Source organism: Actinoplanes awajinensis subsp. mycoplanecinus (assembly GCF_001509495.1).
GTDB classification, from domain to species: domain Bacteria; phylum Actinomycetota; class Actinomycetes; order Mycobacteriales; family Micromonosporaceae; genus Actinoplanes; species Actinoplanes palleronii.
On the sequence record NZ_LLZH01000294.1, the window covers coordinates 210,358 to 229,556 of the forward strand.

The following is a 19,199-nucleotide window of genomic DNA, read 5'->3' on the forward strand; positions in this document are numbered from 1 at the left end:
GAAGTCGTCGCCGTCGCGGTCCAGCACAGCGGCGCCGACACTGGCCGGGGTCCGCTCGGCGAGAGCCGTCCGCAGCCGCCGGGCGGCGTCGGCCGCCGTGTCGCCGATCGCGCCCGGGAGGCCGGCATCGTCTGTCGCGCCCGGGGACCCCACGTCGGTGAGCAGGACCACGAACTCGTCGCCGCCGAGGCGGCCCACCACGTCGTGCGGCTGAGCGGCCCGGCGCAGTGTCGCGGCCACCCAGCGCAGCAGCTCGTCGCCGGCCGCGTGCCCGGCCGAGTCGTTGAGCTGTTTGAACCCGTCCAGGTCGAAGACCAGCAGGGCGACACCGCGGGCTCGCCCGGTCTCCGCGGTGAACCGTTCGGCGAACCCGCGGCGGTTCAGCACGCCGGTGAGCGCGTCCACCCTGGACAGTGCGGTGAGCAGCTCGCGCTGCCGGGCGGCGGCACGGCCCTGTGTCGCGGTGGCCACCGCCGCGGCGGCGGTGGCCAGGAGGCTGATCACGACGTACCGGAGGCTCGCTCCGCCGACGGTCACCGCGACCGTGACGTACAGCGCGCCGGTGGCGACCGCGACCGGCGCGGCGATCGCCCGGCGCAGACCCAGCATCAGCAACGGCACCGCGAGCAGCATCCCGATCCCGAGCGGGCCGGCCACCCCGCCGTCCAGGGCCGCGATCGCGGCGCAGCTCAGGAACGAGCTGACCGCGAACGCCAGCATCAGCGGGCGGGCCAGCCGCGAACGGCTGAGCCGGTCGGCGCCGGCGACCAGGGCGAGGCCGGTGGCGAAACCCCAGAAGCAGAGCGCGACCATGCCGGAGCGGTGCGGGTGGCCGCCGGCGAAGAGCAGCACGTAGACGGCGGCGGTGCCGGTCTGCGCGACCGCCATCCAGCCCGGGTCGGCGATCGCGTGCCGTTTGCGGGTCGGCGCCGAGCACGGCTCCGGGTCATTCGACCTCTGCTCGCCGAGTTCAGCGCCGGCCTCGGCCACCGCGGCGGCACTCGGCGCGTGGCGGTCCCGGCCGGCCTTGTCGGCATACAGGCGCCGGTCCGCGGCCGCGGACAGCCCGGCCGCGTCGGTCGCGTCGTACGGAAAAGTCGCGGACCCCAGGCTGGACGGCGCGCAACGGTTCAGCCGGGCCCGGACCCGGTCCACCGCCGACGCCGCGCCGCCCGCATCGGTACCGGTCAGCAGCAGCGCGAACTCGTCGCCGCCGAGCCGCCCGGCCGCGTCCGGCCCGCGCAGACCGGCCCGCAGCTCGCGCCCGGCCCAGGTCAGCAGGTCGTCGCCGGCCCGGTGGCCGTGACTGTCGTTGACGGTCTTGAAGTGGTCCAGGTCGAGCAGGATCAGGGTGACCGGCTCGCCGGTGCGCTCGGCGCCGGCCAGCGCCGCGGCCACCCGCTCGTCGAAGCCGCGCCGGTTCAGGCAGCCGGTCAGCGGGTCGGTGCGTGAGCTGTCCGCGAGGCGGCGGCGCAGCCCGATCAGGACCGCGGCGTGCCGCCGGCAGAGCACCGCCGAACCGGCGAAACCGAGCACGTGGACCACGGCATATCCGGCCGGCGCCGGGTCACCCCAGAAGACCACCGAGGCGTACGCCAGCGCGCTGTACGCACCCACCACCGGGAACGCCGCCGGGGGCAGCACGATGGCCAGCAGCATCACCGAACCGGGGACCAGCGTGCCGAGCGGCCCGGCCACCCCGCCGTCGAGCAGGGCCAGGACGGCCGACCCGGTCAGCGTGACGGCCGACCCGGCGAGCAGCGCCACGAGCCGGCCCCGGCGCGAACCGGCCAGCCGCCCGGACCGGGTCCAGAGCAGAACGCCGGCCAGGACCATCGTCGCGGCCACCGCCAGCATCGCGCCGCGGTGCGGATCAGACCAGGTGACCGTCGCGTACCCGGCGGCGAGCAGTGCCGGGGCGCTGCCGTTCACCGCGATCGCCCGGAGCGTGCGGCGCCGGGACCGGACAGCTCCCACCGACACACCTGGCATGAGCACCTCCCGGCCGTGAGTCACGGCCGGCACGATCGGCCCTCCACGGGCGGCCTTGAGTGTTCCGGCCACCGCAATTGCGCCGTCGTGCACCCGGGCCGCAACCCGGGTGGATTAACCGCCTCCCGGGCCTTCGCGGAGTGCACGAATCTGCAACGTCACGGACCCGACCTGCAACCACGTAAGGCTTCAGCGGCCCAGCGGTCGGACCGAAGTCATAGTTGCCGCCAGCTGAACCTGCCGGTGACCGCACAGCCAAGGAGAAGCGCCATGGACAAGCTCAACATGATCGTCGCCTACGCCCACGCCCGCTTCGCCTCGATGGAGCGACGCAACGACGAGGGCGCCACCGCCGTCGAGTACTCGCTGCTCGCCGCTCTGATCGCCGGCCTCTGCATCGTCGCCGTCACGGCCTTCGGCACCCAGATCGCCTCGGTCTTCTCGACCCTGACCACCAAGATCAAGATCACCTGAGCCCGCCTCGCTCCACCGCACCGCTCCCGCTCCGGCTTCCGCCGCTACACCCGCCGCCCGCCGGCCGACGCTCCGGCCCACGGTGACCAGCCCAGACTTTGACCGCTACCGGCCGATGGACCGCACCATCGGGACCGGTGGCGACCCACACTGCAAGGATGCGCCATGGAAAAGCTGAACCTGATCGTCGCCTACGTCCACGCCCGCCTCGTCTCAGTTGAGCGCCGCAGCGACGAGGGCGCCACCGCCGTCGAGTACTCGCTGCTGGCCGCCCTGATCGCGGGCCTCTGCATCGTCGCCGTCACGGCCTTCGGCACCCAGATCGCCTCGGTCTTCTCGACCCTGACCACCAAGATCAAGATCACCTGAGCCGACTCCCCCAAGATCAAGATCACCTGAGCCGACTCCCCCGGCGCGGTGCTCCCCCGGTCCCGCCGGGAGCACCCGCCCGGGAGGCAGGTCTCGGTCCCCCGCGGAAACGCCTGGCCGGGGCGGCAAGCTCAGCACTCTGCAGACCGCCGGCAGGAAGCCCGGATCCCTGGTCGCCGCACAGCGGAGGCCGCGTCCACGTCGCAAGGAAGCGCCATGCAAAGACTGACCATGCTCGCCGCCTACCTCCGTGCCCGCTGCCTCTCCCAGGCCGACGACCGCGGCGCCACCGCCGTCGAGTACTCCCTGCTGGCCGCCCTGATCGCGGGCCTCTGCATCATCGCGGTCACCGCCTTCGGCACCCAGATCGCCTCCGTCTTCGACACGCTGACCTCCAAAATCAAAATCACCTGACCAGGGCAAAAGCGCAGGGGTACGGCCGGTGGCCGCACCTCTGCGCTTTTCGTCGTCTGCGGGGTGACCGCGGGGCGGCCCCTTGCCCGGGTGCCTCGCTCGTCCCGCGCGGCCGCGGCCCGGCACTTTCCTCGCGCACGTCGTTCGCCTCGCGCGGCCCCGCCCCGACGCTTTCCTCGCGCACGTCGTTCGCCTCGCGCGGCCCCGCCCCGGCACTTTCCTCGCGCACCTCGTTCATCCCGCGCGGCCGTGCGCACCGGGTGGGAACGTGGTTGCCCGGCTGATCGGGCTGCTCCAGGATGACCGCCATGAGCATGAGCCCGGCCGAGGTCGCCCACGCCGTCGACGAGGCAATGGCCGCCGAAGAGGATCGACGCTGGGCGCTCGTCTCCCACCTGCAGTTCCACGGTGGCGAGGCCGCCCTGCACCGCGCCACCGACCTGAGCCGGGACACCGATCCCGAGCACCGCAGGCTGGCCGCCGACATCCTGGCCCAGCTCGGCACGGGCCAGGGGACGCCGGCCCGGACGAGCCCCTACCGCACGGAAGCGACCACCGTGCTGCTCGCGATGGCCCACGACGACGAGGCGCCGGAGGTGCTCGACTCGGTGGCCTACGCGTTCGGGCACATCGGGGACGACCGCTGCGTGCCGGCGCTGATCCGGCTGAGCACGCACGCATCGGACCAGGTTCGGCACGGTGTCGTTTTCGGACTGCTGGGATGGGACGACCCGGCCGCCCTGACCACGCTGATCCGGCTGACCACGGACACCGACCCGGAGGTGCGCAACTGGGCGACGTTCGGCCTGGCCCGGCAGACCGACGCGGACACCCCGGAGCTCCGGGCCGCGCTGGCCGCACGGCTCGACGACGAGGACGAGATCCGGTACGAGGCGATCAGCGGCCTGGCCCTGCGCGACGACGACCGCGCCGTCGAACCGATGCTCCAGGCGCTGACCGCCGCGAAGAACGGCGACAGCGGCTGGGACCTCACCGAGGTGCTGCACCGCACCGCCGCCCGCACCGGCGACCCCCGCCTGCAGCACCACCTGCCCGACTGGCCGGGCTAGGCACCGCACCCGTGTGACGTTGCGGCGCGCACCGCACCCGAACTCCCCACACACCCGCCGAAACGACGACGCGTGGGGAGTTGGGGTGCGCACCGCGCCCCAACTCCCCACGCTCGGCGTGGATCAGAACAGCGAGCGGGGCACGGCGCCGGCCAGCGCCGCGTAACCCGCCGGATTCATGTGCAGATGATCCCCCACGTCGTAAACCGGGTTCAGCCGGGCCGGCGAGGCCGGATCCGCCACGGCCGCCGCGAAGTCCACATAGGCGTCGAAGACCCCGCCCCGGATCACCCCGTTGACCGCCACCCGGGCCCGTTCCCGCAGCCCGCCCGGATCGTCATACCCGGCGTTCCCGCCGAACGGGGTGATCGTCGCCCCGTACACCCGCAGGTCCTGGGCGTGCGCGCGCTGCACGATCTGCCGGTACGCCCCGGTCAGCGCGGTGATCACCTGCCGCTGCCCGGCCTCGGTCGCCTCCGCCGTGCCGATGTCGTTGACCCCCTCGAAGACCAGCACCCAGGCCGCCCCGCTGACACCGAGCACGTCCCGGTCCAACCTGGCCAGGACGTTCGGCCCGAGCCCGTCGTGCAGCACCCGGTTCCCGCCGGCCGCCTGGTTGAGCACGGCCAGCCGCGGATCGCGCAGCCGCGCGGCCAGCTGGTCCGGCCACCTGTCGTTCCCGTTCGTGGTGGAGCCCCGCCCGTCGGTCAGCGAGTCCCCGATGATCACCACGCCGGCCGCGTCGGCGGCGGCCACCTCCACCCCGCTGAGCAGGTACCAGTGGTCCACCGGCGTACCGGCGAAGTCCGGCGCGGTCAGCGAATCGCCGTTAACCAACCAGGACGTCGTCCGGGAACCGGGATGCGACGTCAGATTCACTCCCGCCTGGCCGGCCGCGAGATACACCGAGACGCTCAACGCGGAACGGGCCGCGACGGTCAGCGCGACCGGGTCCGAGACGACCTGCGCACCGGCAGGCACCACGACGGACGGCTGCCCGCCGAAGGTCAGCGCCCGCGAGCTGCCCGGCACGATCCCGGAGACGCCCGAGCCCCCGCCGGCCGGGAGTGCCACGGCCGCCGAGGTGAGCGGCAGGTCGGTGGTCCCGAACGCGTTCGAGAAGCGGATCCGGATGTTCTTCCCACCGATCGAGGCGCGCACGGTCTGCCGGATCGTGGTGTCCACCAGCACCGCGTCGCTGCCGGTGAACGGCGCGGGCGGCAGGTTCCCCGGCTCGGTGAGCTGCGGCATCGCTGTCCAGGTGTGCACCCACGCGAGCCGCTTGGCGGCCGCCGGGGACGGCGGGACCGCACCGACGGCCGGCGCCGCGCCCACGGCGGCCGGAGCCAGGCCAGCCGCGGGGACCAGGCCCACCACCCCGGCCGAGCCGGCCAGCAGAGCACGACGTTTCATGATCAGAACCTCCGGCTGGTCGGCGGGCCGAGATAGCTGTACTTCACGCCGCCGGTGTCCACGATCAACCGTTGCAGGATCACCGCCGGGTCGACCGCCCGGAACGTCACGGTGTGCGTGCCGGGCCGGTCGATCTGATGCGTGGTCGTGGTGACGTTGACGTTGTCCGAGGTGTTGCGGGCCCACTGCCGGTTCATCGTGGTGTCGTTCGCCCCGGTGGCCGCGACCGCGTCGACGAGTTGCGGCGGCGCGCCGTCGACCGAGACCGCGTACCGCAGCGACCCGTTGCGCGGCGCGAGCATCGCGGAGATCTTCACCGGCCCGGTCGTGGTCAGCGTGACCCGATAGTCGAGCCGGGATTCACTTCCGGTGCCGCCTCCGGCCTGAGCGCCGGCGTGATCGACCGGCAGCGGCATGATCCCGTCACCGCTCTTGCCGATCCCGGGCAGCACCTGCCAGCCGCCCACCTTCCGATCGAATCCAGTCGCCGGGATCGAGACGTAGCCGTTGGCCTCGGCGAAACCCCGCGGCGTGATCTCCGGCTTGCGGATCGGCGCGCGGACCACGACCGTGCTTCCCGCGCCGTTCACCCTCAGGGGTACGTCGGTGAGCCCCGCCGGCGCCCGCGCCCAGTCCACCGCGACGGTCACCCGCACCTGCGTGCCGACCGTCCCGGAGGCCGGCGTGACGTGCACCCACGGTTGCCCGGACGTGACCGTGTACGCGAACGGCGTGCTGCCTCTGTTGTAGACGTCGAGGTACTGCCGCGGCTGTGCCTGCCACGGGCTGAACTCCGGCAGCGTCACCGCGTCCCCGCCGTCGAGCGCGACACCCAGCGCCGCACCGGCTGGCACCTCGATCCGCTGCAGGTACGGGTAGATCTCGTCCGGCAGCGCCACGTTGTTCAGTTCCGGCTGCTGCCACGGGGCGTTCGGGCCGTACCGGGCCACGTTGCCGTACCCGATTTTCGGCTGGAGCTGCCAGTCGCGCCATTTACCGTCGGCGAGCACGGTGTTGTAGTGCGCGTTCAGCGCCTGATCCGCGGCGAACAGCGCCTCCGCCTCGTCGGCCAGGCCGTTCGCGGCCGCCCGGCCCTGCCCGGCGTAGCGGATGTTGGTGAACTCGGCCCGGCGAAGTGAATACAGATTCGCGGTCGCGGCCACCTGGTAGTAGACGAGCTGGAAGTACGCGTCCTGCCAGGCGTCCGGCACCCGGGCGCGCAGCCGGGTGGCCCGGCCGGCCAGATTCTGCCACTCGGCGACCACCCGATCCATCTCGCCGTAGTCGGTGAGGCTGAACGGATTGCCCTGATCGTCGTAGACCACCGCGCTCGGGTCGGTCGCCGGGTTCTTGGCCGGGTCGAGCGTGATCCGCCGGTTGAGCAGCTCGGGCTTGCGGCGGGACTGCAGTACGCCGTACGCCGAAAGCACTTCGCCGATCTCAGCGGACAGTGACTCTCCGAAGTTCTCCGCCGCGTAGCGGCGCTCCCAGTCCTTGATCCCGCCCAGCGGTATCGCATCCGGATTCCACGCGTAGTCCAGGAAGAACTGCGTCGGTTCCTCTTCGTTCTTCAGGTCACCGACGTTCGCCACCCAAAGACGATCAACCCCTGAGGTGTACGCACGGTGAAGCTGCTCCCAGGTGTTGGTCAGGTTCGCGGTGTCCACCCACTTGTAGTTGCGGCCGTCGCCGACGTAGTCGAAGTGGTAGTACAGCCCGTAACCGCCGCTGCGGGCCGGCAACGACGGGTCGGGCAGCTTGCGCATGTTGCCCCAGTTGTCGTCGCAGAACACCACTGTCACGTCGTCCGGCGGCCGGTAGCCCTGATCCCAGTAGCGCTGCACCTCCTTGTAGAGGGTCTGCACCTGGGGCGCGCCGAGCATCCCCTCTTCGCCGAGGATCTGCCGCTGCGTCTCGATGATCGAGCTCATCAGGTCGATGCCGTCGCCGTCCGGCAGGCTGACGTCGCCGTTGCCGCGCATGCCGAGCGTGACCACACCCTCGATGTCCTGATCGCGCATCCGCTCGACGCCGGCCCGCCAGTACGCCTTGATCGCCTCCGGGTTGCGCCGGAAGCTCCATTCGCCGGTGCCGGCCGGATGCCGGTTCCACTCCTCGATGCCGCGCATCATCGGCGCCTCGTGCGACGTGCCCATCACGACGCCGTAGTAGCTCGCGGTGGCGTGGTTGGCCGGGTCGTCCTCGGCGAACGCCCGCCCCCAGACCGCCGGCCACAGGTAGTTGGCCTTGAGCCGGAGCATGGTCTCGAAGACCTTCGCGTAGTACCCGGCGTTCAGCCCGCCCGGGTAGCCGGGCGCCTTGCCGGGTCCGAAGAAGCCGGGCGCCCAGGTGCCGGTGTCCGGGTTCTCGTCGTTGATGAAGACGCCGCGGTACTTCACCTTCGGGGTGCCCTGGCTGTGCCGGCCGGGCAGGACGTAGAGCGCGTCCGCGTGCGGGACCGGCACGTCGTCCCAGAAGTGCCAGGGTGAGACGCCGATCAGCCGGGACACGTCGTAGACGCCGAAGATGGTGCCGCGCTGGTCGCTGCCGGCGATCACGAACGCCCGGCGTACGCCCGGGAGCGGGTGGTCGACCACCTGTTGCAGCGAGGTCTCCCACTTGCCGGCGATGCCGCGGGTGTCGAGTGTGCCGGCGGCGACCATCCGGTCGATCAGGGTGGAGCGGCCGAGGGTGCCGACGATGATCGGGTCCTGCCCGGCCGGGACGGTGCCCTGGCTGAGACCCGGGGTGACGCCGGTGGCAGCGCCGAGGTCGGATCGCAGGTCACCGGCGACCCGGAGCACCCCGGCATAGTCGTTGCCACTGGTCACGATGGGAGCGGCGGCGCCGCGCGCGACCAGCGGGAACCGGCCGGGCCCGGGTTGGTGGGAGAGATAGCCCGGCGCCGCGGCCGGGGGACGGGCGGCCGCGGCGGGGACGGGGACGACGGCGAGCAGGGTGAACGCGGCGAGGACAGCCGCAAGGGGATGTCGCATGGGTACGCCTCCGGTGGACGAAGCGCTCCGAAACTTTCGGCAACACGCCGATCGCGTGCCGGTAACGTATAGCCGCTCTTCTATACGAGTCAACCCATCGACACATGACGATCATTGATGAAGAGGGGTGCCGAAAGTTCCGGACGGTGGAGCGCTTCGCCGGAGGTGCGGATCAGAGGACGGCGCAGGCGGTTCCGTTCACGGTGAAGGCGGACGGGACCGGGTTGCTCCCGGTCCACGAGCCGAGGAAACCGACCGACGCCGAACCGCCGGCCGGCAGTGCGCCGTTCCAGGCCGCGTTCGTGACGGTGACCGCGCTGCCGGACTGGGTGACCGAGCCGTTCCAGAGCTGGGACACCGTCTGCCCGCCGGTGAACTGCCAGCCGAGCTTCCAGCCGCTGATCGCCGTGGCCCCGGTGTTGGCGATCTTCACGTCGGCCTGGAAGCCGCCGGTCCAGCTGCCGGTGACCCGGTAGGTGACCGCGCAAGAGGCAGAGGTGCCGGTCGACGCGCTGGGACTCGGGGAGGTGCCGGTGGACGCGCTGGGGCTCGGGGAGGTGCTGGTCGACGCGCTGGGGCTCGGGGAGGTGCCGATCTTCGTGGGGTCGACGACTCCCCAGTACGCCGACTTCGCCTGCAACCGGGTGTCGAACAGCAGCGGCGCGTCCTTGCGGGCCACCGGGTAGGTGTCCAGCCAGGTGTTGTCGTCGGCCAGGCCCCACAGCGTCACCGAGGTGACGTCGGCCGCGTACCGGCGGAACAGCGCGAACATGTCCCGGTACATGTAGGCCTGCGCCAGCAGCCGGTCGGCCGGCGGCGTCGGGAACGACTCCCCGCTGCTGGTGTAGATGCTGACGTCCATCTCGGTGATCTGCTGCTCGACGCCGATGCCCTGGAACTTCTTCAGCATCGCCTCGGTGTCCGCGATCGACGGCCAGCTGACGTTGACGTGCATCTGGTGCCCGACGCAGTCGATCGGCACGCCCTCACCCTTGAGCTGCACGACCAGGTTGTAGAGCGCGTCCCGCTTGGCGGCCACGTTGGTGTTGTAGTCGTTGATGCAGAGCTTGGCGGCCGGCGCGACCTCCCGGGCGACCCGGAACGCGGTCCGGATGTAGTCCAGCCCGGTCACCGTGTACCAGGTGCTGCGCCGCATCCCGTCGGACTGCGACTCGTCGATGACCTCGTTGACCACGTCCCACACCCCGATGGTGGTGCCGTAGTGCGCGGCAACGTTCCGGATGTGGTTCTCCAGCCGGGCCAGCAGGGTCGCCTTGTCGGCGTTCGCGAACACCCAGGCCGGTGTCTGGTTGTGCCAGACCAGGGTGTGCCCGCGCACCTTCATCCCGTGCGCCGTGGCGAACGCGATCAGTGGATCGGCCTGCGTGTAGGTGAAGGCGTTCTCGGTGGGTTCGGTCGCGTCCCACTTGAGCGCGTTGCCGGGCGTGACCGAGGTGAAGTGCCGGGCGAGCAGGTCACCGTGCGTACCGATGATCTCTGCTCCGGTGATCGCCGCGCCGACCGGGAATTCGGTGACCACACTCTTCACCGCGGGGATGTCGGTCTGGATCGGCAGCGCCGGGACGTAGCTCGCGGTCACGTCGTCGAGGTAGAACGATCCGGTGGTGGAGGCGGTCTCGATGTAGACGCTGAGGAAGTCCACGTCGGTGGCGAGGGTGTACCGGCCGGTCAGGTTGACCCAGCCGCCGGAGGTGACCGCGGTGTTGCCGACCACCGTCTCGTAGGTCGCGGTCCCGGCGGTGCGGCGCTCCACGCTGAGCCGGGCGTTGTCCGAGCCCTCGGCCATCCGCACCCAGGCCGAGATCGTGTACGACGTGCCCTTCTCGAACGTGTCCAGCACGCTCAGCGACGGCCCCTGCCAGGTGGCGGTCCGGCCGGTGATCGACAGGCTGCGGGTGCCGCCGTGCGCGACCGTGGCGCTCGCGGCCAGGGTCTCGGCCGAGCGACCGGCCCAGCCCTGCACCGTGCCGTCCTCGAAGTCGCTGGTCAGAACGGTGATCGGGGTGGGGTCGTCGGCCGCGTGGGCGGCCACGACGGCGGCGAACGGCACCGCGGCCACCAGGGTGGCCAGGGCCAGCCGCATGAGTGCTCGCATCTACGTTCCCTTCGGGGAGTCACGGTTCCCCGGCTGGTGCTGACGGCTGCCTCCGGGGCCCGGAGGCAGCCCTGAGCACCAGCCGGAGACAGTGACCGACATCGTTACATGGGAGCGCTCCCATTACAACGGTGTGTCAAGAATGTTGCCGGGCAGGATGCCTCAACTCCACGGGTCGCCGACCGATAGGACGAGCGTGCCGGACCAGATGTTCCAGCTGGCCAACCTCGTGATCATGGCCGCCTACGCGGCGATCACGGTGGCCATCGTGGTGCCCGTGACCCGGGCCGGTCAGCTGCGCAGCAACAAGCTGGCCACCGCCACCGCGCTGATCTTCTTCAGCTGCGCGGTCGGTCACGGGCTGCACGCGCTGGGCGCACTGCTGGCGGCGGTCGGGGCACCGGCCGGTCACGGGGTGCACGCGCAGGCCACCGGATGGTTCTGGGCCTCGGCGATCTGGGACGCGTTCACCGGGGCCGTCGCGGTCTACTACTGGACGCTGCGCCGCGGCTACGGCGTGCTGCTCGGCCCGGGCGCGATCTACGTCGACCCGTTCACCCGGCTCCGGCTGGACGAGGCCGACGCCCGGGAACGTGCCGCCCAGGACGTCGCCGAGGCGCACCGGGCCACCCTCGCCACGGTCGTCGAGCACAGCGACGACGCGATCATCGGGCTCACCCCGGACGGCACGGTCACCGCGTGGAACGGCGGCGCCGTACGGCTCTTCGGGTACACCGCCGAGGAGATGCTCGGCCGGCCGGCCACCATGCTCGCCGACGAGGCCGGCGCCGGCCAGCAGTACGCGACGCTGGCCCGGATCCGTGACGGGGAGCGCAGCATCGCGTACGAGGCGCGCCGGGTCGGCCGGGACGGCGCCCCGGTCGACGTCTCCCTGGTGATCACCCCGATCCACGACCAGGCCGGCACGGTGATCGGCGTGTCCGTGGTGGCCCGGGACATCACCGCCGCGAAGGAGAACGCCGAACGGCAGCAGGCCGTGCAGGAGCGCACCCAGCAGGCCCAGCGGATGGAGAGCCTGGGCAACCTGGCCGGCGGGGTGGCGCACGACTTCAACAACATCCTGGCGATCATCGGGAACTACACCGAGTTCGCGATCGAGGAGACCGCCGATCTGCCCGGGGTGCAGGCCGACCTGATCCAGGTGCGTACGGCCGTGGAACGGGCCACCAACCTGACCCGCCAGCTGCTGACGTTCACCCGGGGTGACGCCATCCAGCCGCGCAACGTCGCGCTCAATCCGGCGCTGGCCGAGATCCGGGCGATGCTGGAGCGCACCATCGGCGAGCACATCACCCTGGTCACGGTGCCCTCGGCGGCGCCGCTGACCGTGCACGCCGACCCCGGCCAGCTCCAGCAGGTGCTGCTGAACCTGGCGATCAACGCCCGGGACGCGATGCCGGAGGGCGGCACCCTGGTGCTCGAGGCGAACGCCGCCGACCTGGACGGGCACGAGCTCAACATGCAGCCGCCACTGCCCGCCGGACGGTACGCCCGCCTGCTGATCAGCGACACCGGCGAGGGCATGCCGCCCGAGGTGGTGGCGCGCATCTTCGAACCGTTCTTCACCACCAAGCCGTGCGGCAAGGGCACCGGGCTGGGCCTGGCCACCGTGTACGGCATCGTCACCGAGGCCGGCGGGAGCGTGAACCTGTACTCGGAGCCCGGCGTCGGCACCACGTTCCGGATCTACCTGCCGCTCGTCGACGCGCCCGGCGATCCGGAGCAGGAGACGGCCCGGCCGGTCGCGCCGCGCCGCGGCGAGGGCCGGGTGGTGCTGGTAGTGGAGGACGAGGTGGCCCTGTCCCGGATCATCACCCGGATCCTGACCGAGAACGATTACTGGGTGGTGACCGCGCCGGACGGCCGGCAGGCCCTCGCGCAGTTCGACCAGCACGGCTGCGACCTGCTGCTGACCGACGTGATCATGCCGGAGATGTCCGGCCCCCGGCTGGCCGAACTGCTCACCGAACGCCGGCCGGGCCTGCCGGTGATCTACATGTCCGGGTACAGCAACGGCCTGCTCGGCAGCACCCATGTGCTGGACGGCGACATCACGTTCATCGAGAAGCCGTTCACCGCCGCCGAGCTGCTGCACAAACTCGCCGCCACCCACCGCGAACCCGTCAGCTGACGGCCTCCGGCTGGTGCTCAGGGGTGTCTCAACGGGCGTGAGACACCCCTGAGCACCAGCCGAGAACCCGGCGCCCGGCCCAGCACCGCCGGTCGGCACGGCCTCCGGCCCGGCGCGCGCCGCGCGGCATGGCGCGAGCGCGGAGCGCGGCATGGCGCCGGGGGCATCGAGAGTCTTGACTGTCGTGGTGTGAGCGTTAACACTCGAGCAACCGTCCCGACACGCGCGCGACTCCGCAGCGTCCTCTTCGGACCGCGCGCGGCACCCCCAGCAGGGAGAAACGATGCCCCTCACCGCACGCCGGAGCACCGCCCGGCGCCTGCGATCGCCGCTGTTAACGTTCCTCACTACGGCCTCCGTGCTGACCGGCGTCCTGGTCACCGAAACGCCGGCCACCGCCGCACCGGCGGCCACGAGAGACGCCGCGCGAGACGCCGGGCAGGCCGCCGCGGACGTCACCGACGGTCTGCTGCTCTGGTACAAGCTGGACGAGAAGTCCGGCACGGTCGCCACCGACGCGTCCGGCCACGGCCGGGACGGCGCCGTGCAGGCCGCGACCTGGTCCGGCGCCCAAGGCCTCACCTTCGACGGTGCCACGACGTCGGTCAAGGCCCCGAACGACCTGATGAGCAACCTGGACGCCATCACCGTCGCGTTCGACGTGAAAATCGACAGTGCACAGGCGACGCCGTACTTCCTCTACGGCTTCGGCAACACCGATAACGCCACCGGGTACGGCAACGGCTACCTCTTCGCGACCGGCGACGGCTTCCGCAACGCCGTCTCACTGAGCAACTGGAGCGGCGAGCAGAACACCCGCCCGGCGACCGGCCGCAACCTGGTCCGCAACGCCTGGAAGCACGTCGCCTACACCCAGACCGGGACGACCGGCACGCTCTACGAGGACGGCGTCGCGGTCGGCACGAACACCGCGATCAGCATCCGGCCGGGCGCGATCGGTGGCGGCACGACCACCGCCAACTACTTCGGCCGCTCGCTCTACACCGGCGACCGGCACTTCAAGGGCGGCATGCGCGACATCCGCGTCTTCGACCGGGCGATCACCGCGGACGAGGTGAACACCCTGGCCACGCCGGCCAACACCGCGGCGGTCGCGGCCGACCAGTCGACGCTCGATCTCGGCGACACCAGCGCGCTGACCGCGAATCTGAACTTACCTTCCACCGCCCCGAACGACTCCGGGCTGAGCTGGGCCACCAGCGACCCGGCGGTGATCACGGCGGCCGGGCAGGTCACCCGTCCACGGGCCGGTGAGCCGGACGCGCACGCCACCCTCACCGCGACCGTCACGCGCGGAACGGTCACCGCCACCAAGACCTTCGCGATCGCCGTTCGGGCCGAGCTCGACGACGCGGCCACGGCCGCCGCCGCGGCAAGTGCCTTGATCGTACGCAACGCCGACGACGTACGCGGGAACCTCGCTCTGCCCGGCAGCGGCGCCGCCGGCACGACGGTGACCTGGACCAGCAGCGATCCGGCCGTGCTCGCGCCGAGCGGCGAAGTACACCGTCCCGCGCACGGCGCGGGCGACACCACCGTGACCCTCACCGCGACGGTGACCAAGGGCAGTGCAGCCGCGACCCGCGAATTCACCGCGAAAGTCCCCGCGTTGCCCGCTGCGGAGCCGTTGAAGGGTTACCTGTTCAGCTACTTCACCGGCGAGGGGTACGCCGACGGCGAGCAGATCTACCACGCGCTCAGCAACGGCAACGACGCGCTGAGCTGGCGCGAGGTCAACGCCGGGCAGCCGGTGCTCACCTCGACGCTGGGCACCAAGGGCCTGCGCGACCCGTTCATCATCCGCTCGCCGGAGGGCGACAAGTTCTACCAGATCGCCACCGACCTCAAGATCTACGGCAACGGCGACTGGGACGCGTCCCAGCGCAGCGGAAGTAAATCGATCATGGTGTGGGAGTCCACCGACCTGGTCACCTGGACGAACCAGCGCCTGGTGAAGGTCTCACCCGACACGGCCGGCAACACCTGGGCGCCGGAGGCGTTCTACGACAAGAAGCTCGGCGCCTACGTCGTCTTCTGGGCCTCGAAGCTCTACGACGCGGCGGACACCGGGCACACCGGCACCACCTACAACCGGATGATGTACGCGACCACCCGCGACTTCTACACGTTCAGCGAGCCGCAGGTGTGGAAGGACCCCGGGTACTCGGTGATCGACTCGACGGTGGTCGAGCACAACGGCGAGTACTACCGTTTCACCAAGGACGAGCGCAACAACTCGTCCTCGTCGCCGTGCAGCAAGTACATCATCGAGGAGAAGTCCACCGACCTGCTCGACCTCGGCTACGACTTCGTCGCGGAGTGCATCGGCTCGTCCGCGCTGAGCCGGGGCGAGGGCCCACTGATCTTCAAGTCGAACACCCCGTCGTCCGACGGCAAGGACAAGTGGTACCTGTTCATCGACGAGTACGGCGGCCGCGGCTACGTCCCGTTCTCGACCACCGACCTGGACTCCGGTCAGTGGACCGCGGAGACCGGCTACACGCTGCCGTCCCGGCCCCGCCACGGCACGGTCCTGCCGGTCACCCAGGCCGAGTACGATCGGATCTCGGCGAAGTACGAGGAGCCGCCGGCCACTCCCGGGCTGCGCCTGCGCTACCAGTTCGACGAGACCGGCGGCACCGTCGCGCGGGACTCGTCCGGGAACGGCTTCAACGGCGCGTTCAACCGCGAACCGGCATTCACTTCCGGGGTCGACGGCGGCGCGGTCAGCCTCGCCGGTGGCGCCGCTTCGTCGGGCACCGCGCCGTACGTCACCATCCCGAACGGCGTGCTCAAGGGCGCGACGAGCGCGACGGTCTCGCTGTGGGCCAAGTGGACCGCGTCGACGACGGTCAACCAGTGGATCTACGGGCTCGGGCCGGACAGCACAAAATATCTGTTCACCACACCGGCCAACGGCGGCTCGCTGCTCTACTCGGCGATCACCAGCGGGAGCTGGTCGGCCGAGTCGAAACTGCCCGGCGCCGCGACACTGCCCGGCGGGAGCTGGCAGCACCTCGCGGTCACCGTGGACGGCCCGGCCGGCACCGCGGCGATGTACCTGAACGGACGACGGGTGGCCGCCGCGACCGGGGTCACGGTCAAGCCCGGCGACCTGTACGACGCGTCGAAGGCCTACTCCGGCTACATCGGCAAGTCGCTGTACTCGGCGGACCCGTACTTCGCCGGGTCGGTGGACGACTTCCGGATCTACAACACCGCGCTGACCGGGCCGGAGATCCTGGCCCTGGCCGGGAAGGGGACCTCCCTCGGCGCCGTGACGTTGCCACAGCTCAAGGCGGACGCGATCGTCGACGACGCGGCGGGCACGGTGAAGCTGCCGGTCGCCGAGGGCACCGACGTGACAGCGCTCGCGCCGCAGTTCACGCTTGCCAGCGGGGCGACGATCAGCCCGGCCTCCGGCACGGCGCGTGACTTCAGCAGCTCCCAGTCGTACGAGATAGTCGGCGGCGATGGCGCGAAGCGGACCTGGACCGTTACCGCGGTCGTGATGAAGAGTCCGGTCCTGCCGGGCCTGAACGCCGACCCGAACATCACCGTCTTCGGCGACACGTTCTGGATCTACCCGACCACGGATGGTTTCGCGGGTTGGTCCGGCACGCAGTTCCACGCGTTCTCCTCGACCGACCTGGTGCACTGGACCGACCACGGGGTGATCCTCGACCTCGGACCGGACGTGACCTGGGCGGACGACAGCGCGTGGGCGCCGGCGATCGCGACTCGGAACGGGAAGTACTACCTCTACTTCTCCGGCGGGCTGAGCAGCGGCAACACCGCCAAGCAGCTCGGCGTGGCGGTCGCCGACAACCCGGCCGGGCCGTTCCGTGACGCGCTCGGCAAGCCGCTGGTCGCAGCCGGCAGTCACAGCGGGCAGATGATCGACTCGGCGGTGTTCACCGACGACGACGGGAAGTCCTACCTGTACTGGGGCAACGGCAGCTCCTACCAGGTGCCGCTGAACGACGACATGACCTCGTTCGACCCGGCGCTGGTGAAGACGTACAAACCGGCGAACTACAACGAGGGGTCGTTCGTCGTCAAACGGAACGCGACCTACTACTTCATGTGGTCGGAGAACGACACGCGCAGCGCGGACTATCGGGTGGCCTATGCGACGGGGAATTCGCCGACCGGGCCGTGGAGTGACCGGGTCGGCGTGATCCTGCAGAAGGACGCGTCCCTCGGCATCCTCGGCACCGGCCACCACTCGGTGGTCCGCGCCCCGAACAGCGACGACTGGTACATCGCGTACCACCGGTTCGCGATACCGGGCGGCGACGGCACCCACCGGGAGACCACGATCGACCGGCTGGAGTTCACCGCGGACGGCGCCATCACGCCGGTCGTGCCGACGCTGGAGAGCGTGAACCCGGTGACCGTCGCGCACGCCGGCGAGGACGCGACCGGGGCCGAGGGTTCTGCCATCACACTGACCGGCATCGTCTCCAACACCGCAAACCGGCCGACCTGGACCGTGCCGGACGGCACGCCCTGCTCGTTCGCCGATCCGCACGCCGCGACCACCACGGTGACCTGCACCGATGACGGAACGTTCGCGGTCACCCTGACCGCGGGCGGCAGCCACGACACGGCCCGGCTGACGGTGGCCAACGTGCCCCCGACGGTCACCGCCCCGGGTGGTCACCCGGCGCCGGAAGCCCCGTTCGCCACCGGAACGCCGATTAACTTCAGCGTTCCGGTCACCGACGCCGGCGCGCACGACACCCTTTCCTGTACGGCTTCGTGGGGCGACGGCCGCTCCACCCCGGGCACGGTCAGCGGCGGGGTGTGCACGGTCTCGCACGTCTATGCGACGGGCGGCGTCTTCCAGCCGACCCTGACAGCCCGCGACGACGACGGCGCGGCGGCCACGGTGACCTTGCCGTATGTGGTCACCTACGCGACCGGAAGCGGTCAGGCGGCGGGCAGCGGCTGGCTCACCGCAGCTCCGGGCTCCGTGCCCGGCAACCGGGTGGGCGGCACGGTGGATCTCGCCTTCTCCGCCGGCCCGTCCCCCACCGGCTCTCCCTCATCCGGCCCTCCCTCGACCGCCTCCTCATCCGGCGCTCCCTTGACCGGCGCTCCCACGACCAGCAGCTCTTCGGCCGCCGGCTCTTCGTCGGCGGGCAGCACGTGGATCCGGTTCGCCGCCGGTGACCTGCTGTTCCAGTCGACGTCCCAGAGCCCGGCCGTGATCGCCGGGAAGACCGCGACCTACACCGGAACCGGCACGGTCAACGGAGCCGGCTCCTACCGGTTCCAGGTCACCGCCGTCGAGGGCACCGGCCGCCTCGCCGACCGCTTGGCGATCCACATCTGGTCGGCCCGCACCGGCAAGCCCGTCTTCAACCTGACCAACCACGGCCCAGCCCGCCTAACCGGAGGCGGCATCGTCATCACCCCGAAAAAGCACCACCACTGAACCACCACCACTGACACACCAGCCCCGAGGCATCGGCGCATCGGCGCTTCGGCGCTTCGGCGCTTCGGCGCTTCGGCGCTGAAGCATCGGCCGGGTCCAGATTCCGGACTCGGCCGATGCCTGGCTGGTGCTGAGGGGTGCCTCCGGACCCGCGAGACACCCCTCACCACCAGCTCACGCCGCGCGGCTGGCCACCAGAGGCGCCTCCCGCCCCCAGACACACCCCTCACAACCAGCCCGCCACGCCCAGCTGGTGCTGACGGTCGTGTCCGCGGCCTGGATACCACCGTGAGCACCAGCTCGACACATCCGGCTGGTGCTGGTGGTCGTATCAGCGGGCGGGATACCACCGTGAGCACCAGCCGAGCCCGCTTCGCGTGCGCCTGCCGCCCCCGGCAACCCGGAGCGGACCAACTGGCAGGACCGGACGCCCACCTTAGGGGACAGCCGGCCCCGGCTCGGGCAGTGACCGGCGTAGCGGACCGCGACCAACCGCCAGCCCAGCCTGGCCGCCACCCCAGACACCCACCAACCGCGACCAGCGCAGAAGAGCCCCACGCCGGCACCCTCACGCCCAGCCGGCACCGCACCGGCCGGTCCCGGTGGCCCGGAGGGCGGGCGCGACCCGGAGGGCGGGCGCGACCCAGAGGGCGGGCGCGACCCAGAGGGCGGGCGCGACCCAGAGGGCGGGCGCGACCCAGAGGGCGGGCTGGCTGGCATGGCTGGCGCGGCTGGCGGG

The 19,199-nt window shown here is 71.3% G+C and carries 9 protein-coding genes and 1 pseudogene; 6 read left to right on the forward strand and 4 right to left on the reverse strand.

Annotated elements, in window-relative coordinates:
• Positions 1 to 12: 12 nt before the first annotated feature.
• Positions 13 to 1,992: pseudogene (locus ADL15_RS55875) on the reverse strand (diguanylate cyclase domain-containing protein); the annotation flags it as partial.
• A 270-nt stretch (positions 1,993 to 2,262) separates the two neighbouring features.
• Between ADL15_RS55875 and ADL15_RS34300 the strand changes: the two are divergent.
• From ADL15_RS34300 to ADL15_RS34315, 4 genes are all read left to right on the forward strand, one after another.
• The gene (locus ADL15_RS34300; protein WP_232344730.1) at positions 2,263 to 2,466 is read left to right on the forward strand and encodes a Flp family type IVb pilin; all 204 of its coding nucleotides are present in this window, start codon (positions 2,263 to 2,265) and stop codon (positions 2,464 to 2,466) included.
• A gap of 165 nt (positions 2,467 to 2,631) precedes the next feature.
• Positions 2,632 to 2,835: a Flp family type IVb pilin gene (locus ADL15_RS34305; protein WP_067699820.1), complete on the forward strand. Its 204-nt coding sequence runs from the start codon at positions 2,632 to 2,634 to the stop codon at positions 2,833 to 2,835.
• 216 nt (positions 2,836 to 3,051) lie between these two features.
• Entirely contained in the window at positions 3,052 to 3,249 is a 198-nt protein-coding gene (locus tag ADL15_RS34310) for a Flp family type IVb pilin (protein ID WP_083972137.1), read from the forward strand.
• A gap of 308 nt (positions 3,250 to 3,557) precedes the next feature.
• Complete coding sequence (locus tag ADL15_RS34315; protein WP_067699824.1) at positions 3,558 to 4,319, forward strand: HEAT repeat domain-containing protein; 762 nt, start codon at positions 3,558 to 3,560, stop codon at positions 4,317 to 4,319.
• 123 nt (positions 4,320 to 4,442) lie between these two features.
• Here ADL15_RS34315 and ADL15_RS34320 read toward each other — a convergent pair whose 3' ends face one another.
• From ADL15_RS34320 to ADL15_RS34330, 3 genes are all read right to left on the reverse strand, one after another.
• The gene (locus ADL15_RS34320; protein ID WP_067699826.1) at positions 4,443 to 5,732 is read right to left on the reverse strand and encodes an SGNH/GDSL hydrolase family protein; all 1,290 of its coding nucleotides are present in this window, start codon (positions 5,730 to 5,732) and stop codon (positions 4,443 to 4,445) included.
• 2 nt (positions 5,733 to 5,734) lie between these two features.
• Positions 5,735 to 8,728 (reverse strand): glycosyl hydrolase 115 family protein, encoded by a 2,994-nt coding sequence (locus tag ADL15_RS34325; protein ID WP_067699828.1) that lies wholly within the window; start codon positions 8,726 to 8,728, stop codon positions 5,735 to 5,737.
• A 172-nt stretch (positions 8,729 to 8,900) separates the two neighbouring features.
• Complete coding sequence (locus tag ADL15_RS34330) at positions 8,901 to 10,844, reverse strand: endo-1,4-beta-xylanase (RefSeq protein ID WP_067699830.1); 1,944 nt, start codon at positions 10,842 to 10,844, stop codon at positions 8,901 to 8,903.
• Positions 10,845 to 11,040: 196 nt separating this feature from the next.
• Here ADL15_RS34330 and ADL15_RS34335 point away from each other — a divergent pair, with 196 nt between their 5' ends.
• Positions 11,041 to 12,996, forward strand: coding sequence for an ATP-binding protein (locus ADL15_RS34335; protein ID WP_232344731.1), 1,956 nt, complete (start codon positions 11,041 to 11,043; stop codon positions 12,994 to 12,996).
• Positions 12,997 to 13,279: 283 nt separating this feature from the next.
• Complete coding sequence (locus ADL15_RS34340; RefSeq protein WP_083972140.1) at positions 13,280 to 18,460, forward strand: family 43 glycosylhydrolase; 5,181 nt, start codon at positions 13,280 to 13,282, stop codon at positions 18,458 to 18,460.
• The last annotated feature ends 739 nt before the right edge of the window (positions 18,461 to 19,199 follow it).